This window comes from Bacillus sp. FSL R5-0585 (assembly GCF_038004545.1).
GTDB lineage: Bacteria > Bacillota > Bacilli > Bacillales > Bacillaceae_G > Bacillus_A > Bacillus_A cereus.
On sequence record NZ_JBBORJ010000003.1, the window covers coordinates 18,876 to 36,626 of the forward strand.

Consider the following 17,751-nt stretch of genomic DNA (forward strand, 5'->3'; position numbering starts at 1 on the left):
AGACTGTAAAAAAGAAAATAAAAAAAGCTACCAAATGGTAGCTTTTTTTATTTTAGAAGTGTTTAGAAACTAATTCTACTAACGCTTCTTTCGGTTTGTAACCTAACGCTTGATCAACTACTTTACCGTCTTTTAATACGAAAAGAGCTGGAATGCTCATTACTTCGAATTGACGAGCAGTTTCTTGGTTTTCATCAACGTCTACTTTTACTACTTTTACTTTTTCGCCTAGTTCTGCATCAATTTCCTCTAATACAGGAGCGATCATTTTACAAGGTCCACACCAAGGTGCCCAGAAATCTAATAATACAACACCTTCGCTAGTTTCAGCTGCGAAGCTTTGGTCATTTGCGTTTACAATTGCCATTTTATTTCCTCCTTCAAGTATATTCTACCAAGAGTATATCATTAACTTATATACGTGGCGAATAATATGTATCGTTATGTATTGTAACAAAAAAATGTTCCTTTATACTATATAAAAATATGGATTAAATACTAAAAAGATGAGAGACAGGGGATCTCTCACCTTTTTCTATATATAGGGGTACTTCACTTGGAACTCAAGGGTACTTAAATCATGAATGTACTTTTAACTTTTTAAACTCTTCTGTTAAAAGAGGTACAACTTCGAACAAGTCACCAACAATACCGTAGTCAGCTACTTTGAAGATACTTGCTTCTGGATCTTTATTAATCGCAACGATTATTTTTGAGTTAGACATACCTGCTAAATGCTGAATCGCACCAGAAATACCACATGCAATGTATAAGTCTGGCGTAACAACTTTACCAGTTTGACCAATTTGTAATGAGTACTCACAGTATTCAGCGTCACAAGCACCACGAGATGCCCCAACAGCGCCGCCTAGTACGTCAGCTAACTCTTTTAATGGTTTAAATCCTTCTTCACTCTTCACACCGCGTCCGCCAGCGATAATAACTTTCGCTTCAGAAAGATCCACACCTTCTGCTGTTTTACGGACAACATCTTGAATAATTGTACGTAAATCTTTCACATCAACTGTAATAGAAGATACGTCACCGCTGCGAGACTCATCTTTTTCCAGAGTTGCAATGTTATTTGGACGCACTGTCGCAAATAAGATGCCGTCTGTTACAATCTTCTTCTCGAATGCTTTACCAGAGTAAATTGGACGAGTGAAGATAACATTTCCACCTTCAACCTCTAAAGCAGTTACGTCAGAAACTAAACCAGCTTCAAGCTTCGCTGCTAATTTTGGTGATAAATCTTTACCAAGTGCCGTATGTCCAAAGACAATACCTTCTGGATTTTCTTCAGCATGTACAGCTAAAAACGCTTGTGCATAACCATCAGATGTATATGATTTTAATTTATCATTTTCAACTGTCACAACGCGATCTGCACCGTAATGAATCAATTCATTTGCAAAAGAGGCAACGCTGTCTCCAATTAGAAGACCTACTACTTCACCGCCTTCTGCAATTGTTTTTGCTGCTGCTACCGCTTCAAACGAAACGTTACGTAGCGATCCATCACGAACTTCACCCATTACTAATACTTTACGAGCCATAGATTTTCCCTCCTGCATATATAATTTCGTATTTTATTAGATTACTTTCGCTTCTGTATGGAGCAACGATACAAGTTCTTTTACTTGATCTTGCAGCTCGCCTTGTAACACTTTTCCTGCATCTTTCTTAGGAGGCAAATAGATTTCAATTGTTTTTGTCTTTGCTTCCACATCATCTTCTTCTAAATCTAAATCATCTAATTCTAATTCTTCTAGTGGCTTTTTCTTCGCTTTCATAATACCTGGAAGCGATGGGTAACGAGGTTCATTTAAACCTTGCTGTGCTGTTACTAAAACTGGTAATGAAGTTGCAATCACTTCTGTATCACCTTCAACATCACGCTCAATCTTCACATTTGTACCGTCAATTTCAAGTTTTGTAATTGTCGTTACATATGGAATATTTAACGCTTCAGCTACGCGTGGCCCTACTTGTCCAGATGCACCATCAATTGCAACGTTTCCGCCTAAAATTAAATCTGCATCTTTATCTTTTAAATATTCAGCAAGTACTTTTGCTGTCGTGAACTGGTCACCATTTTCTACATCATCTTCAATATTAATTAATACCGCTTTATCACAGCCCATTGCTAATGCAGTACGAAGTTCTTTCTCACTATCTTCGCCACCGACTGTTACAACTGTAACTTCTCCACCTTGTGCGTCTCTTACTTGAATTGCTTCTTCAATTGCATATTCATCGTAAGGGTTGATGATGAATTCCGCTTCGCCATCGTAAATTGCACCGTTTTTAATTACGATTTTTTCTTCTGTATCAAATGTTCGTTTCATGAGTACGTAGATGTTCATTCCATTTACCCCCTTGTTTTTCAGAAAGATTCTATCAATTTTAATTTTCTGTTAATTTATATTAAAAAATAATTGAACTACCTGCCACTAAATGAAGGTTTACGCTTTTCTAAAAATGCGGCTACACCTTCTCTTCCATCTTCACTCGTAAATACTTCACCAAAAATTTGTGATTCACGTTGTACACCTTCATAGTAATGAGACGATTTTGTCGTTTGCAATAACTCTAGTACAGCACGAGTTGTTGCTGGACTTTTTCCAGCAATTTGTTTTGCAACTTTAAGCGTATCATCTAAAAATGATTCTTCAGAGAACAATCCGTTAACAAGTCCCCACTTTAATGCTTCTGCACCAGTAATTGGTGTACTTGTTAACATCATTTCACAAGCTTTCGCTTTCCCAACATAACGTGGTAAGCGCTGTGTACCTGCAAAGCCAGGAATTAATCCAAGTGTTAATTCAGGTAAACCAAGTTTTGCACTTTCAGTTGCAAAGCGCATGTGGCAAGACATAGCAAACTCAAGGCCGCCGCCCAGTGCCGCTCCATGAATTGCCGCAATAACTGGTTTTGAACATTTTTCAACACGCTCAAACGTAACTTGTCCAAGCTGTGCTAATTCTGTTGCTTGCTTCGCTTCAGTAACAGATGTAAATTCTTTAATATCTGCTCCTGCTGAGAAGAAACGTCCTTCACCGTGAATAACAACAACACGAATGTTATCATCCTTTTCCACTTGATCAATTAATTCAGTAACGTCATGCATAACTTGTGAAGACATCGCATTCGCTGGTGCGTGATTTAACGTCGCCACCGCAATATGATCTTCAACTCTTACAGATAGGAATTTCAACATGATCCCTCCCATTATTGACGATAACCACAAGCTGCAATAAGTAGCCCGTGTACCGTTTTTGAAAGTGCGACCAGATCATACTTATGATCGCTCATTACCCAATTGGTCACAACTTCATCTACTGTTCCAAAGATCATTTGTCTTGCCACGCGAACATTTAAATCTGCTTGAAATTCACCTTGTTTTATACCAGTCTCTAAAATCTCATCCATAACTTGTAAGTAGCCTTTTAATACTTCATTTATTTTAAGGCGCAAGTCTTGATTGGACTGCCTTAGCTCTAATTGCGTAACGATAGCAAGAGGATCATTTTGCGACAACAGCAAGAAGTGCGTTTCTACCAACATGAATAACTTCGATACAGCGCTTTCAATTCCTGCTGTTTTTTGACGAATTGTTTCGACAAATTCTCCCATCTTCTCTTGGAATAAGGATATTAATATATCTTCTTTATTTTTAAAATATAAATAAATCGTGCCATCAGCTACCCCAGCTTGCTTTGCGATTTTAGAAACTTGCGCTTGGTGGTACCCATTCTCCGCAATCACAATGACTGCCGCATCAATAATTTGATTGTATTTCGGTCTATTTTTCTTCACTTTACTGTCCCCTTCAAGAAGATGACTGAATGAATAGTCATTCATATTCTTATAATACTGACTATTTAGAAAAGTGTCAATCCTATTTTTTCAAAAAGAAAGGGCCTTAGCCCGTTTGCTCATCCTCATTCTTTCTCTTCTCTTCATCTATTAGAACACGGCGCAAAATTTTCCCTACTGTCGTTTTCGGCAATTCATCTCTAAACTCATATACTTTCGGAACTTTATAAGCCGCTAAATATTTACGTGCAAACTGATTTAATTCTTCCTCAGAGCATTCCGTACCTTCTTTTAACACAACAAATGCTTTAACTGTCTCTCCTCGGTACGGATCTGGAACTCCAATTGTCACTACTTCTTGCACTTTTTCATGCTCATATAATACTTCTTCAACTTCACGAGGATACACATTAAATCCACTCGCGACAATCATATCTTTCTTGCGATCTTTTACATAGAAGAATCCATCTTCATCCATGTAGCCAACATCACCTGTATGGAGCCAGCCATCTTGCAATACAGCCGCTGTTTCCTCTGGCTTATTCCAATATCCTTTCATAATTTGAGGGCCTTTCACTACAATTTCACCTATTTCTCCTGGCGGTAATGCCTCACCAGTTTCAAGCGACATAATGATTGCTTCTGTATCTGGCCACGGAACTCCGATGCTACCTGGCACTCGCTTTTCCCATAAAAAATTACTATGTGTAACCGGAGAGGATTCTGTTAAACCATATCCCTCTACTAGTTTACCACCTGTAACTTTTTCGAACTTTTCCTGTACTTCTACTGGCAGTGGTGCTGATCCACTAATACAAGCACGAATAGAAGAAATATCGTATTCTTTTAAAAGCGGACTATTTAAAAGAGCGATATAAATAGTTGGTGCCCCTGGAAACAATGTCACTTTATGCTTCTTAATCGCTTCAAAAACCATTTTCATATCAAACTTTGGAATAAGGACCATTTTGTATCCTTGCATAATACTTAAATTCATAACAGCTGTCATACCATAAACATGGAAAAATGGAAGAACCCCAAGAACGACTTCTTCTCCTTCTTTGCAATTATATAACCATTGAACTCCCATTAACGTGTTAGAGACGAGGTTTTTATGCGTTAACATAACTCCTTTCGGAAATCCGGTTGTTCCTCCTGTGTACTGTAAAAGAGCTAGATCATTTTCAGGATCACAAGGCACCTCAACATTCGTATTCACTTCTTTTTCTACTGAATTCCAAAGATGAATTGTTTCACTCTCTGATACTTTCACAACTAAATTCGACTGTTTTTTCTGCACAAATGGATACAATAGATTTTTAGGGAATGGTAAAAAGTCTGCAATACGAGTTACGATAATATGCTCAATTTTTGTAGCAGATTGAACATTCGTTACTCTTGGAAACACTAAATCGAGACAAAGAATTACTTTTGCTCCCGAGTCATGAAGCTGATATTCTAATTCCCTTTCTGTATACAGTGGATTGGTTTGTACTACGATACCTCCCGCAAGTAATGTACCGTAATAACCAATTACAGCTTGCGGACAATTCGGCAACATAATAGCAACTCGATCACCCTTTTCCACACCGAGTTTTTGAAGATAATTTGCAAACCGCTTCACCTTATCATGGAAGTCCGAAAACGTAATATCCTTCCCTAAAAAGTGAAGCGCTTTCTTTTCTGGGTAGCGAGAAGCCATCTGTTCTACATATCTATGAAGCGGCTGAATATCATAAGAAATCGTACTCGGAATTTTCTCTGGATAACTTTTCAACCATGGTTTTTCCACCTTCATTCCCCCTTCAAATACATAAAAAATAAATGAATGTTCATTCATGATGGTTATTTTCATTATATTATAGTCACCATAGCGTTACAATCATAATATTCTGACTTTTGTATAACTATGCTTTACTTCATTAACTTCTTATTATATGTAGAAACTCTCTTAATCTTAAAAGAGTAAGAGAGTTATGGCTTAGCTCAATCTTATTATCGTTAACACTGCTCCTGGAGTAGTTGTTGATAATGTTGCGACAGCTAACAAACCAAATAATTGCAAGCTAATAGCATCTCCTGCTGCAAGAGTTGTAATGATTGTTGCGCTAAATGATGTAGTTGCTAACGCAGGAGAATTGATTGTTCCAGCAAGTGGTGCTCCATTGATTGTAATCCGTGAACTAACTAATAATGAAGCCGTTATATTAATCGAATATGAAATATAGTAATTTCCAGCATTTGCAACCGTAAATACTGTATTTCCCCCGGAAACCGTAATACCTGGACCGATATTTTGATTATTCGGAAGCGGGACATTCGTTCCACCTAGAAGTACTGATATCGCTGTTCCTGACGTATTATTTGCAAATGCATATGTCGCCGTGATACTTGTACCTGTAGCCCCGGTTGAGCCTGTTGCTCCTGTTGGACCCGTTGCTCCTGTTATTCCCGCCGCTCCCGTTGGACCTGTTGAACCCGTTGCTCCTGTTATTCCTGTCGCTCCCGTTGCTCCCGTTGGGCCTGTTGAACCTGTCGCCCCCGTTGAACCTGTCGCTCCCGTTGGACCTGTTGAACCCGTTGCTCCTGTTATTCCTGTCGCTCCCGTTGGACCTGTTGAACCCGTTGCTCCTGTTATTCCCGTCGCTCCCGTTGGACCTGTTGAACCTGTCGCTCCTGTTGGACCCGTTGCTCCCGTTGGACCTGTGTCGCCTGTCGCTCCCGTTGGACCTGTTGAACCCGTTGGACCTGTTGAACCTGTCGGACCAACCTTAGGAACTGTCCCATCGCAACTAAAACAGCATGAATCAACATGTACACCATTTTGATTATTACACCCACAATATCCATTTATGTTATTGCTCCATGAAGACATGTTGATCACTTCCTTTACATTCGATCTTTTTAGTGCAATCACCGAATTAAAAAACACCTATCTAAATAACAAAGAAATACTTTGCCTAGTCGGGGATAAAACACAGATTTCCTCCATACATTCTAGTAATTATTACATGCAATTCTCACTCCTTTTGCTTGTACTTTCGCCCCATCTCCACAGATTATTAACCATACACATTACACTTTCGTACACAGCCAAGTTCCCATTTAAACTTTTCACATTTGCCAATATTTTTAGTAAAGAGACTTACTCTCCATAAAGTGAAACTTTAATCAGCCCGACTCCCACCTAACTTCTTTGCTCCATCCAAATTTTGAGATGTGAATCTTACAGCCGGGCAAATAGAGGGATAAATAACGACTATAATATATAAAAATTCATATAATTTGTTATTTTTCGTCAAAATTTTAAAAATATATTGACACTTAAAATACCCTCATAGTATGATTTGGGTGTTGTAATTGATAACCATTTTCACTTATGGTGCTAGTTATAAAAAACACTTAATTTGGGGGCAGAAGATGAAGAAAATTCTCAGTATTTTCATAGTAGTTCTTCTATTCGCTGTTGGATGCGGACAGCAAAAAGAGGAGAAAAAAGAAACAAAAGCGGACAATAAAAATCAAGCTATAACAATTAAACACGCTGAAGGGGAAACGAAGTTAGATAAACCAGCGAAAAAAGTAGTTGTACTTGAGTGGGTATATTCAGAAGACTTATTAACACTTGGTGTTCAGCCAGTAGGGATGGCAGACATTAAGAATTATAATAAATGGGTAAATACAAAAACAAAACCGAGTAAAGATGTTGTAGATGTAGGGACACGTCAACAACCAAACTTAGAAGAAATTAGCCGTTTAAAGCCAGACTTAATTATCACAGCTTCATTCCGTGGTAAAGCAATTAAAAATGAATTAGAGCAAATTGCACCAACAGTTATGTTTGATCCATCAACAAGTAATAACGATCACTTTGCTGAAATGACAGAAACATTTAAACAAATTGCAAAAGCAGTTGGAAAAGAAGAAGAAGGTAAAAAAGTATTAGCTGATATGGATAAAGCATTCGCTGATGCAAAAGCAAAAATTGAGAAAGCAGACTTAAAAGATAAAAACATCGCAATGGCACAAGCATTTACTGCTAAAAACGTACCAACATTCCGTATCTTAACTGACAATTCTTTAGCTTTACAAGTTACAAAAAAATTAGGTTTAACAAATACTTTTGAAGCAGGAAAATCTGAGCCAGATGGTTTTAAACAAACAACTGTAGAATCATTACAAAGTGTACAAGATTCAAACTTCATTTACATTGTAGCGGATGAAGATAACATTTTTGACACGCAACTAAAAGGCAACCCTGCTTGGGAAGAATTAAAGTTCAAAAAAGAAAACAAAATGTATAAATTAAAAGGCGACACTTGGATTTTCGGTGGTCCTGAGTCTGCAACATCTTTAGCAACACAAGTAGCAGATGTAATGACAGCGAAGAAGTGATTACACAATGAATAGCTTACAACGTACACTTCGAGCAAGTCTTGTATTCGGAGGAGGAGCAGCTCTCTTGCTCCTCCTTTTCTTTATCCATATCGGACAAGGTCAAGCAAACATTTCCTATAGTATGATTATTGATGCTCTTATCTCACCGAACCAATCGCTAGAACATCAAACTTTAATCATGCTTCGATTACCTAGAGCCGTAATTGCCATTTTAGCAGGAGGCGCTCTTGCTGCATCAGGGGTTATTTTACAAACGTTAACGAAAAATCCACTTGCTGAATCCAGTACAATGGGTATTCACTCTGGCGCATATTTCTTTCTAGTAGCGGCTACAATTTTCTTACCGAAAGGTTTACAAATTAATTCTCTTCTGTTCACATTTATCGGCGGTGCTATTACTGCTTTATTTGTATACCGTATTTCTGGTGGAAAAAAGGGAACCCCACTCAGAATGGCATTAGCTGGTATGGTCGTTACATTAATGCTCTCTGCCTTTACCGGAACGATGCAGCTTTTCTATGAAAATGAAACAGCTGGTTTATTTTTATGGGGAGCTGGATCTCTTATTCAAAATAACTGGGATGGCGTTCAATTTGCTTTTCCATTTATCATTATTTCTTTCCTAGTTTTACTATTTATATCTCGTAAACTCAACATTCTCTTACTTGGTGATGATGTTGCTGTTTCTCTTGGTGAAAAAACAGCAGTAACACGTCTTATCGCCTTCATTGCTGCAATCTTTTTAACAGCAGTAATTGTTACTGTTGTTGGACCAATTGGATTTGTCGGCTTAGTTGCACCTCATTTAATGCGCCTTATCGGATACCGTCAACACTTTACTCTTCTTCTCTCTTCTTTCTTATGGGGGGCAGTATTATTGCTTGGAGCAGATGTTGTCGGTAGATTAATAGATCCAACCGGTGCAGAACTTCCTGTTGGGGCAGTCACAGCAATGATTGGATCTCCTTGGCTTATTTACTTAGTGTACCGAATGATGAAATCGAAACAATATATGAATGATAACGGTGCGAATGCAGCTGGAGCTAGCTCCCGCTATTACTCTTATAAAAAGGTAATCATTATATCTATCACACTTTGTATTGTGACGATTGCTCTTGGTATTACAATCGGTAGTAACGCTTATATCGAAAGCATTACTAATGTTATATCAGGTCAATTAACACAATTTGACAAAAATATGATGATGAATCTTCGTTTACCAAGAATGCTCGTTGCCGCTATTGCTGGTGCATGCCTTGCAATAAGTGGGCTTGTTTTCCAAGGTATACTACGAAACCCACTTGCCGATCCTTCTATTATTGGTATTTCATCGGGAGCTGGTGTCGGTGCTTTAACTGTTATGTATGTCTTTCCTGCACTTCCTGGTTTCTTCCTACCAATTGGTGCATTTATTGGTGGACTACTTGCAGTAGGAATTGTCCTCTTCTTCTCATGGAAATCAGGGTTTAGCCCCACAGCTCTTGCTTTAATAGGGATTGGTATTTCTGCACTTGGCTCAGCAATTATTCAAATCTTTATCGTTAGAGCCAATTTGAATGTTGCCGCTGCTTTAACATGGTTATCTGGCAGCACGTATGCAAGAGGGTGGAATCACTTAGAAAATATCATTCTATATCCATCTCTAATTCTTGTATTCATTATCTTTTTCTTAATAAAACAACTTGACGTTCTCGTACTGGGAGACGATTTAGCAACTGGACTTGGGCAACCAGTAAATAAAACACGTCTTGCTCTAATTGTGCTAGCGACACTACTTGCATCAGTAAATATCGCTGCTGTCGGTACAATTGCCTTTTTAGGCCTTGTCGCACCTCACTTAGCAAGAATTGTTGTTGGTATGAACCATCAAAGACTATTCGTTTGTTCAGCACTATTTGGAGCAATCCTTCTTTCTGTTGCTGACTTACTTGGACGTACAATCGCATATCCGAAAGAAATCCCTTCTGGCCTTGTCGTCGCTGTACTTGGAGCACCTTATTTCTTATGGTTGATGAGGAAGAGTGGGAAGAAGGTTAATTAAAAGACGGCTTCATATATGTGAAGCCGTCTTTTCCTATTATGGCATAAAATTAACATAGGCTTTGTACATAATATATATAACAAGTAAATACATGATTATATTGAACACACTTCGTTTTAAAGTTAACTTTCTCTTTAATTTCTTATCTTGTAATCTCAATTCTATTCCATTCGCTATTTTCAACCTACCTACTATTTGAAATAACTCTCTGTAATCATCAGCATTTCCCAATAATACGTATTCGTTATCATTTTTATACTTTATATGCAGAAACTCACTTCCACCTTTACGGTCTAATATTGTTTTCATATAAGCTACTTCATTCAATACACATACTTTTAAATCAACTTCATTATAATAACGATCCATAAAAAACACATACAACCGTTAACACCTTACTCTGTGCCGTATCTAAAATACTATGAACTACCTTATAAATTAAATCTCCATATCGATCAATTGCTGTATGTAATGCTAACATATCTTGTTTCCGAAGACCTTCTACTATTTCTATACCCTTCACCCTTATCACCACTCTTTATCCTATTCTTTATTCATTATATATACGAATGAGCACATTCGTTTCCTGACACTTTTACAAATATTTTCTAATTGTTTTCATATTGTAGCAATGCTTAATTAATTATTTCTTGTGGAACAGGGATTATATTATCTCTCACGAATTTAATCTATGAACAAAAATAGGAGGGATAACTATGTACCAAACAATTGAAGGCTTTTTACAATCATGGACATACGAAGCAGAGTCTACTCAGAAAATGCTTGATTCATTAACCGATGCATCTTTATCACAAGAAATTGCACCTGGGCACTGGACGTTAGGTAGAGTTGCTTGGCACATCGTGACGGCAATTCCTGTTATACTATCTGGCACAGGGCTAAAGTTTGAAGGAGAAACGAAAGATTATCCTGTTCCAACTTCTGCAAAAACAATTGCAGATGAGTACCGTAAAGTGAACGCGGCTTTTGTTGAAACACTTCAAAATAAATGGACTGATAAAGACTTAGCTACTATTAACAACTTCTTTGGTCGCCCTATGCCGAATTCCATATTTTTAATGACACTTATTAATCATCAAAATCACCATCGCGGGCAAATGACGGTTTTAATGCGACAAGCCGGCTTAACAGTTCCTGGTGTGTACGGCCCCGCAAAAGAAGAGTGGGCTGCGGCTGGAATGGAAGCTCCTAAAATGTAACGAAAAAAAAGACAAGGTGTTTACACATCTTGTCTTTTTCTGTAACTTGTTTCATGTGAAACTATTTTTTAAAATGGTTGTTTTATGGAATATATAGGTTAAAATGAATACATATTACGAAGAGGAGTAACCAAATTGAATACAAAAAATAAAAAAATAGCTATGGGAACTATTTTACTAACTTCCCTTATTGGAGTTATTAGTGTATCTCTTTATTTCACCTATTATGGTACCCCTTGGGGAAAACAAGCAGCAATTACGGACTCAAAAGAATATATTACAAAATATTTTAATCTAGATGCAGAAGTCAAAAATACTTCTTACGATGCTAAAATGAATAGCTATGCCATCTCCTTTGAGACAAGTAGAGGCGGAGATTTTACTATCGAATATAAAAGTCCTAATAACTTTAATATCTCTCCAGGAGTTCAAGAGTATTTAAGCAAACACTCCAAATTTACAGAGTAGTAACGAAGCATACATATACAAAAAAGAGTTAGTGTAACCCAACTCTTTTTTCTTATTCTTGTCATACAGTTATATCTTCCTTCTCTATATTTTTAATTCCGTAATATGCAATCACAGCTCCAATTGCTGCGAGTGCTAGTTGAAGGGGAAATAAAGTTGCTGTAGGAAACGCTGGGTTGCTATTCATTGCAATTGCTACAACGATAAGAGATGAAACAATTGTAGTTGGCACTGAACGTTTACGCATTCCAAAATATAATGGGATTAAACTCATTCCCGCAGTTGCAATAGCTAAAGGAACTAGTTTTATTCCTTCTTGCACCAATTGATCTACTGTGAATGAATGAGGAAGAATTGAAAAATAACTATCTATCCCAAAGAAAATTCCTACTACTAAAATGTTAGATACAATAACTGTTATAAATGTTACTATCGCTGTAATAGCCAACTTACTAGCCATCATTTTCTTTCGGTTAATAGGATAAGAAAACATAAGTAGTATTGTTTTATTTTTATATTCACCAATTATTAACCTTGCGATTAACACACTACCAAAAATAATAAACGTTGCTCTTACTACTGTACTAGCCATTAGCAAAATCATCTGCGGATCTCTTATTTCTGAATCTCCTTCTATTTGTGCAATGAAACTAACAAAGATTAATAATGCCAGTATAATGATATTTGCAATAACTGCTCCCCTCACATACCATCCAAACTTAAACTTCTTCAATTCTAGCTTCATAAGACGTAGCATGATAGTCCTCCTTTCATTTAAACTTTAATCAATATAAATTACCCCTGTTTTACTTAAAATCTTCACTTCGTTTTTTGCATCACCAACAGTTCCTTCTTTTATCTTTTCTGTATTTTTATCTTTCTTAAGTCCTTTTAAATCCACTATTACGTCAGCCGAATTACTTTTAGCCATAAGCTTCAATGATGCAGGGACACCTTTATACCGTACGCCAATATCCCCTGATTTTGTTTCTATAAATAATGATTTTCCTTCTGTCATATCTTTCAGTAATACTTCCCCAGATGTTGAAGTGATGTTCATATTTGAGTTACTTACATTTGTTATATAGTTATCACCAGTCGTAGACTTTATATTTAATTCTTGTACTGAACTACCTTTTAAAACTAACTCTCCACTTTGCGATATGAATTCACCTTTCTCGGCTGATAGTCCTACAATCATTTCATCTCCAGACTTGCCTTTTGTCATGATATTTTTTACTACTATATCTCTTATTTTCACATCACCCGATTTATTATTTAATACAATTTTATCTATTTCTTTCTTCGGAATAGCTATAGATATACTATTTTTCTTCCTAAACGTGAAACCATTAAAAAATCTGTTCATCTTTTGTTTTTGTTTAATCACAATTTTATTTTCATCATTTTCTATTTTGACAGGATCTATCTCTTTATCTACTTGTTCACCTTGAGCGGAAATTACTATTTTATTAGCGTCTGTACTTTTAAATTCAAGATTCCAGTTTTCATTATCTACTTCTATTTCTTTTATATTATTTATCTCAAAAGACTTTTCTTTCTTAAAACCTTTCCCCTGAAACACCTTAAAACCAAAAACCGCACTAGCAATTGTAATGAATAATATTGCAATTACTATTATCTTTTTCACCATTCATACCCCAGTTCATTGTTGTTTTAAGCTTGCTTCACACCACATCAATCTTATCGATTTTACGAAACGATAAATAACTAATGAAGATCCCTAATAAACAGAGTACGATTGGGATAGCTATAAAATCAAACATACTTACTTGATCGTTTCCAGGACCAACGTTACCACTAATCAGCATACCAATTATTACTGCCGAAGTAATCGTTGTCGGTGTCGATTTCTTTCTCATTCCAAAAAATAAAGGAATTAAACTTATACCAGATATCATAAATGCACTTATAAAAGTATCTGGAACGATAGCTATTATTTCACCCATCGTAGCTGGCGTTTCAATCAGTCCCATCATGGGACTCACAAAATATACGAGTAAACTAATAATAAAAGTAGCGATAATGGTACTCACAAAACAAAAACAAAAAACAATTGTTAATTTCGCCCTCATTAGCATTTTCCTTTGCAGCGGGTACATAAACGATAATTGCATCGTTTTATTCTTATACTCATCAATTACTAAACGTGATAAAATGACCGAACTAAAAATAATGAATGTTATCCTAATAAAAATATTTGCTGCAGCCATGTTCTGCGTGAAGTCAGAGAAGAGCATGTTTTCCTCGGCTTTCATTCCCAATGCCATAAGGCTTACTGCAGCGAAAATTGCTATAATACAAATTGCTACACTTTTAAAGTAACGAGATAATTTATGTTTCTTCCATTCGAGCTTCATTAATTTAAACATATAAATTACGCCTCCATTCTTTATATACCTGTCTCTATGCTGCTAACATTCTAATTCCAGCAGTAACGAAGCTTAACATTCCTATCACTAGTACAATGAACAACCATTTCCGCTCTGGTTTTCTATAATATAAAATTCCACTTATTAGCATTACGATAAATCCACTTACCAGGTTCAGCCACAGTCCATTAAGCATGAATACCTTCTCCATCCATTACATTTAAGAAATATTCTTCTAAGGAACTATGTTTCTTATTAATACTTTCAATTTCCACATCGTTCATAATAAGTGCTTTTGAAATGGCCTGCTGAGACGCTGACGTATCATACACACGAATCATGGTTCCACTCATTATTTTGTAGTTTTTTATACCAAGTTTATCTTCTAAAATATAAGCTGCACGTTTCACATCAGGAACAGTAATTTCAATATACTCTGTTTGTTTTCCGTTAATACTCTTCATTGAAACTTCTTTTATTAGTTTTCCATTTTGAATCACACCAATTGTATCGGCCATTAGTTCCATCTCACCTAAAATATGACTAGAAACTAATAATGTAATGCCATATTCTTTGCAAAGCATTTTAAATAAGTCTCGTAACTCTTTAATACCAATTGGATCTAAACCGTTAATTGGTTCATCTAAAATGAGCAATTCTGGCTTTGTAACGATTGCCCTTGCAATACCGAGTCGTTGTTTCATTCCTAATGAAAAATCTTTTACTTTTTTATTATCTACCCCTTGTAGTTTCACTAAATGTAAAGCATGTTCAATTGCATTTTTATCGTAGTAGCCCATGTATTCACAATGTAGGTCTAAGTTTTCTTTCGCCGTTAATTTATCATAAAAGATTGGGTATTCAATAATTGTCCCCATTCTTTTTAATACTTCATAAGATGTATCTGTTAATTTATCACCGAAGATTTCAATATCACCACTCGTCGGTTTTATTAAATTTGTAATCATTTTCATAATCGTTGTTTTACCAGCACCGTTTGGTCCTAAAAAACCGTATATCTCTCCTTTTTTCACATGCATGTTAACAGTGGAAATAACTTCTTTCCCTTTAAACACTTTCGTTAACTGATTTGTTTTTAATATATATGTCATGTTACTTTCCCCTTTCGCAATACTCTATATTTCTATAATAGACAACGGAAATCTCTTTTTTCTTACCCGTTTCTTACAAATTCCTTACGCTGAAAAAAGCTTGTAGAATCTACCGCTCTACAAGCTAAAACTGTATCTTTGTTAATACAATTGTAAAAATTGTTTTTTCATACGGTTTACTAGAAAGATGAATTTTTCCGTCCATCGCTTCCACAAGCCGTTTCGTAATCGTTAATCCGAGACCGCTTCCTTGGTACAATCTATTTCTTGAATCTTCAAGTGTATACATACGTTCAAACACTTTATCAATATGAGATTCATCAATTCCTTTTCCTGTATCCCATATATCTATATACACGCTCGTGTCATCATCTCTTAACGTCATACCGAGTACCTTTCCATCGTCTCCATATGTAATCGCATTTGATATTAAATTATTCAATACCCTACCTAATACTTCCACATTTCCAAGTGCGTATATATTTCTTTCTGGTATATCAATATGAACCTGAAAACCTTTCGTCGTCACTAAATCATAAAATGATAAAATCTTCTCGCGGCAAACTTCATTCATATTTACTTTTGTCATTTCAATTGCTTTGTCACCAGATTCTAATTTTGCTAAATCAAAAAACTTATGAATTAGCTCCATCACTTCTAGTGTTTTCGTATGCACTTTCTCAAGTAATATTTGTTGTTCTTCTTTATTCATCGTGTTATCCTTATTTAACATTTCTGTATATCCAAGAATAACTGTTAGTGGTGTTTTCAAGTCATGCGAAATATTTGAAAGCATTTTTCTCATCGAAATTTCTACTTTTGCATGATCTGCATTCGTTTTCTGTTTTGCATCTAATAATTGATTAATTGCCACTAATAATTTTTGCAATTCTAGATCATCTGTCATAACGAGTAACGTCTCGCCTGTTTTTTCATTTACAATACTTTCTAACTTTTCATATGTGTATCGTAAATTTTTACTACTATTTTTTCTCATTTTATATTGCATATAAATAACACATAACAATATAAAAATAATACCTATTAACAAATTGATCATATTACATCACTTCCAGCTTATAGCCGATGCCCCATAACGTTTTAATATATTCTGGATTAGATGGATCACTTTCGATTTTTTCACGCAATCTTCTCATATGAACATTGATAACGTTATCGTCACCGTAATACTCTTCATTCCAAACTAATGTATATATTTGCGCTTTCGTAAATACACGATTTTGGTTCTTTACGAATAGCTTTAAAATCTCAAATTCTTTTAAAGTAAGTTTGAGAGACTTCCCGTTTTTTTCAACTGTAAAATTAATTGGATCAATTGTTAAATCACCAATTTGAATCATCTTTTCTGTTGTTTCTGTAGCCGAATATTTCGTAGACCTCCGAATACCCGCTTTTACACGTGCAGCTAATTCAATCATAGAAAACGGCTTACAAATGTAATCATCTGCTCCAAGTCCTAATCCAACAGCTTTATCAACATCTGTATCTTTTGCCGACATCATTAAAATCGGAACAGCACTTTTTTCTCGAATGATTCGTACAACCTCTAAGCCATCTAGCTTTGGCATCATAATGTCAAGGATAATCAAATCAAATGAACCTTTTAAATATGTGTTCACACCTTCTTCTCCATCAGACGCAATTGTTACTTGAAAACCCTCTTTTATTAAATACTTTTCCACCATCTCTTGAATTGAGATATCATCTTCAACTAATAAAATATGATGTGACATATGTCTATCCCCTTTTTACAAACGTTAACAATCCAATTGTATCGTAACTACTACAGACTGGAAACAATTATATGAATTTTCAAACCAACTTCCCTTCCTTCCTTAACAATGATATGATGAAATTCACTACGATTGTTCATAATTAACTTTATATAAAGGAGACTTATCATGTCAGAAAACAAAAAAGTAAGCTTAGCTGATTTAATGCGCGAACAACTTGCTAAGAAAAAGCAAGGAAATGGAAATGGTCAAAATGCAAAAAATCAAAGCCAAGAAACAAAAAAATTACAAAACCAACAAACAAAGAAAACAAACAACCAACGTAGACGTACAGGTGTATAAATGAACGGACAAAAACGTTCTAATATCGCCCCCGGTCTTGAAGTTGATATTGTATTAAAACAAGATCAACGAACAGGCAAATTAACACGTGGAATTGTAAAAGATATTTTAACAAACTCCCCTTCCCATCCGCATGGCATTAAAGTGCGATTGCAGGACGGGCAAGTCGGTAGAGTACAAAATATCGTTCAATAAGAAAAGGAG

General features: G+C 35.8%; 21 protein-coding genes and 1 pseudogene. 6 read left to right on the forward strand and 16 right to left on the reverse strand.

From position 1 onward, the window contains the following. Nucleotides 1-52: 52 nt before the first annotated feature. The 7 genes from trxA to MKY38_RS28005 all read right to left on the reverse strand — a co-directional run bounded on the left by trxA (nt 53) and on the right by MKY38_RS28005 (nt 6,694). Nucleotides 53-367 (reverse strand): thioredoxin, encoded by a 315-nt coding sequence (gene trxA / locus MKY38_RS27975; protein WP_001018943.1) that lies wholly within the window; start codon nt 365-367, stop codon nt 53-55. A gap of 211 nt (nt 368-578) precedes the next feature. Continuing rightward, complete coding sequence (etfA, locus tag MKY38_RS27980; protein ID WP_000101946.1) at nt 579-1,556, reverse strand: electron transfer flavoprotein subunit alpha; 978 nt, start codon at nt 1,554-1,556, stop codon at nt 579-581. A gap of 36 nt (nt 1,557-1,592) precedes the next feature. Next, on the reverse strand, nt 1,593-2,366 hold the full coding sequence (gene etfB, locus MKY38_RS27985; protein ID WP_001029028.1) for an electron transfer flavoprotein subunit beta: 774 nt from the start codon (nt 2,364-2,366) through the stop codon (nt 1,593-1,595). 77 nt (nt 2,367-2,443) lie between these two features. After that, the gene (locus tag MKY38_RS27990) at nt 2,444-3,220 is read right to left on the reverse strand and encodes an enoyl-CoA hydratase (RefSeq protein ID WP_000911291.1); all 777 of its coding nucleotides are present in this window, start codon (nt 3,218-3,220) and stop codon (nt 2,444-2,446) included. Nucleotides 3,221-3,231: 11 nt separating this feature from the next. Further along, nucleotides 3,232-3,819: a TetR/AcrR family transcriptional regulator gene (locus tag MKY38_RS27995; protein WP_000742223.1), complete on the reverse strand. Its 588-nt coding sequence runs from the start codon at nt 3,817-3,819 to the stop codon at nt 3,232-3,234. 106 nt (nt 3,820-3,925) lie between these two features. Next, nucleotides 3,926-5,611 carry a long-chain-fatty-acid--CoA ligase gene (locus MKY38_RS28000; protein ID WP_341050837.1) on the reverse strand — a complete coding sequence of 562 codons (1,686 nt, stop codon included), beginning with the start codon at nt 5,609-5,611 and terminating at the stop codon, nt 3,926-3,928. Between the two features lie 189 nt (nt 5,612-5,800). Beyond that, the gene (locus MKY38_RS28005; protein ID WP_341050842.1) at nt 5,801-6,694 is read right to left on the reverse strand and encodes a BclA C-terminal domain-containing protein; all 894 of its coding nucleotides are present in this window, start codon (nt 6,692-6,694) and stop codon (nt 5,801-5,803) included. Nucleotides 6,695-7,239: 545 nt separating this feature from the next. Here MKY38_RS28005 and MKY38_RS28010 point away from each other — a divergent pair. Next, nucleotides 7,240-8,214, forward strand: coding sequence for an ABC transporter substrate-binding protein (locus MKY38_RS28010; protein ID WP_025709894.1), 975 nt, complete (start codon nt 7,240-7,242; stop codon nt 8,212-8,214). 7 nt (nt 8,215-8,221) lie between these two features. Beyond that, nucleotides 8,222-10,258 carry a Fe(3+)-hydroxamate ABC transporter permease FhuB gene (gene fhuB / locus MKY38_RS28015; RefSeq protein ID WP_078385148.1) on the forward strand — a complete coding sequence of 679 codons (2,037 nt, stop codon included), beginning with the start codon at nt 8,222-8,224 and terminating at the stop codon, nt 10,256-10,258. 36 nt (nt 10,259-10,294) lie between these two features. On the opposite strand, the pseudogene MKY38_RS28020 reads toward fhuB, so the two are convergent. Together MKY38_RS28020 and MKY38_RS28025 are read right to left on the reverse strand one after the other, a co-directional pair. Continuing rightward, nucleotides 10,295-10,645: pseudogene (locus MKY38_RS28020) on the reverse strand (septation ring formation regulator EzrA); the annotation flags it as partial. Next, the gene (locus MKY38_RS28025; RefSeq protein ID WP_241677402.1) at nt 10,611-10,790 is read right to left on the reverse strand and encodes an RNA polymerase subunit sigma-70; all 180 of its coding nucleotides are present in this window, start codon (nt 10,788-10,790) and stop codon (nt 10,611-10,613) included. The pseudogene MKY38_RS28020 and the gene MKY38_RS28025, both read right to left, overlap by 35 nt. A gap of 184 nt (nt 10,791-10,974) precedes the next feature. Here MKY38_RS28025 and MKY38_RS28030 point away from each other — a divergent pair, with 184 nt between their 5' ends. Together MKY38_RS28030 and MKY38_RS28035 are read left to right on the forward strand one after the other, a co-directional pair. After that, nucleotides 10,975-11,478 (forward strand): DinB family protein, encoded by a 504-nt coding sequence (locus MKY38_RS28030; protein ID WP_137050178.1) that lies wholly within the window; start codon nt 10,975-10,977, stop codon nt 11,476-11,478. Between the two features lie 135 nt (nt 11,479-11,613). After that, nucleotides 11,614-11,946 carry a YfjL-like protein gene (locus MKY38_RS28035; protein ID WP_137050177.1) on the forward strand — a complete coding sequence of 111 codons (333 nt, stop codon included), beginning with the start codon at nt 11,614-11,616 and terminating at the stop codon, nt 11,944-11,946. A 61-nt stretch (nt 11,947-12,007) separates the two neighbouring features. Here the strand turns inward: MKY38_RS28035 and MKY38_RS28040 are convergent, their stop codons facing one another. The 7 genes from MKY38_RS28040 to MKY38_RS28070 all read right to left on the reverse strand — a co-directional run bounded on the left by MKY38_RS28040 (nt 12,008) and on the right by MKY38_RS28070 (nt 17,205). Further along, complete coding sequence (locus MKY38_RS28040; protein WP_000945183.1) at nt 12,008-12,703, reverse strand: ABC transporter permease; 696 nt, start codon at nt 12,701-12,703, stop codon at nt 12,008-12,010. A gap of 24 nt (nt 12,704-12,727) precedes the next feature. Then, a complete protein-coding gene (locus MKY38_RS28045) occupies nt 12,728-13,600 on the reverse strand; it encodes a DUF4097 family beta strand repeat-containing protein (RefSeq protein WP_137050175.1) in 873 nt (290 codons plus the stop codon). Between the two features lie 34 nt (nt 13,601-13,634). After that, complete coding sequence (locus MKY38_RS28050; protein WP_000475530.1) at nt 13,635-14,339, reverse strand: ABC transporter permease; 705 nt, start codon at nt 14,337-14,339, stop codon at nt 13,635-13,637. A gap of 34 nt (nt 14,340-14,373) precedes the next feature. Beyond that, on the reverse strand, nt 14,374-14,535 hold the full coding sequence (locus MKY38_RS28055; RefSeq protein WP_000931813.1) for a hypothetical protein: 162 nt from the start codon (nt 14,533-14,535) through the stop codon (nt 14,374-14,376). Then, a complete protein-coding gene (locus MKY38_RS28060; protein WP_341050858.1) occupies nt 14,528-15,451 on the reverse strand; it encodes an ABC transporter ATP-binding protein in 924 nt (307 codons plus the stop codon). The genes MKY38_RS28055 and MKY38_RS28060 overlap by 8 nt, the downstream gene beginning before the upstream one ends. A 124-nt stretch (nt 15,452-15,575) precedes the next feature. Beyond that, complete coding sequence (locus MKY38_RS28065; protein WP_341050861.1) at nt 15,576-16,511, reverse strand: HAMP domain-containing histidine kinase; 936 nt, start codon at nt 16,509-16,511, stop codon at nt 15,576-15,578. A gap of 1 nt (nt 16,512) precedes the next feature. Beyond that, nucleotides 16,513-17,205: a response regulator transcription factor gene (locus tag MKY38_RS28070; protein WP_000018035.1), complete on the reverse strand. Its 693-nt coding sequence runs from the start codon at nt 17,203-17,205 to the stop codon at nt 16,513-16,515. Between the two features lie 168 nt (nt 17,206-17,373). Between MKY38_RS28070 and MKY38_RS28075 the strand changes: the two genes are divergently transcribed. Together MKY38_RS28075 and MKY38_RS28080 are read left to right on the forward strand one after the other, a co-directional pair. Further along, complete coding sequence (locus tag MKY38_RS28075; protein ID WP_001293578.1) at nt 17,374-17,547, forward strand: hypothetical protein; 174 nt, start codon at nt 17,374-17,376, stop codon at nt 17,545-17,547. Continuing rightward, a complete protein-coding gene (locus MKY38_RS28080) occupies nt 17,548-17,742 on the forward strand; it encodes a YwbE family protein (protein ID WP_001014310.1) in 195 nt (64 codons plus the stop codon). Nucleotides 17,743-17,751 lie beyond the last annotated feature (9 nt).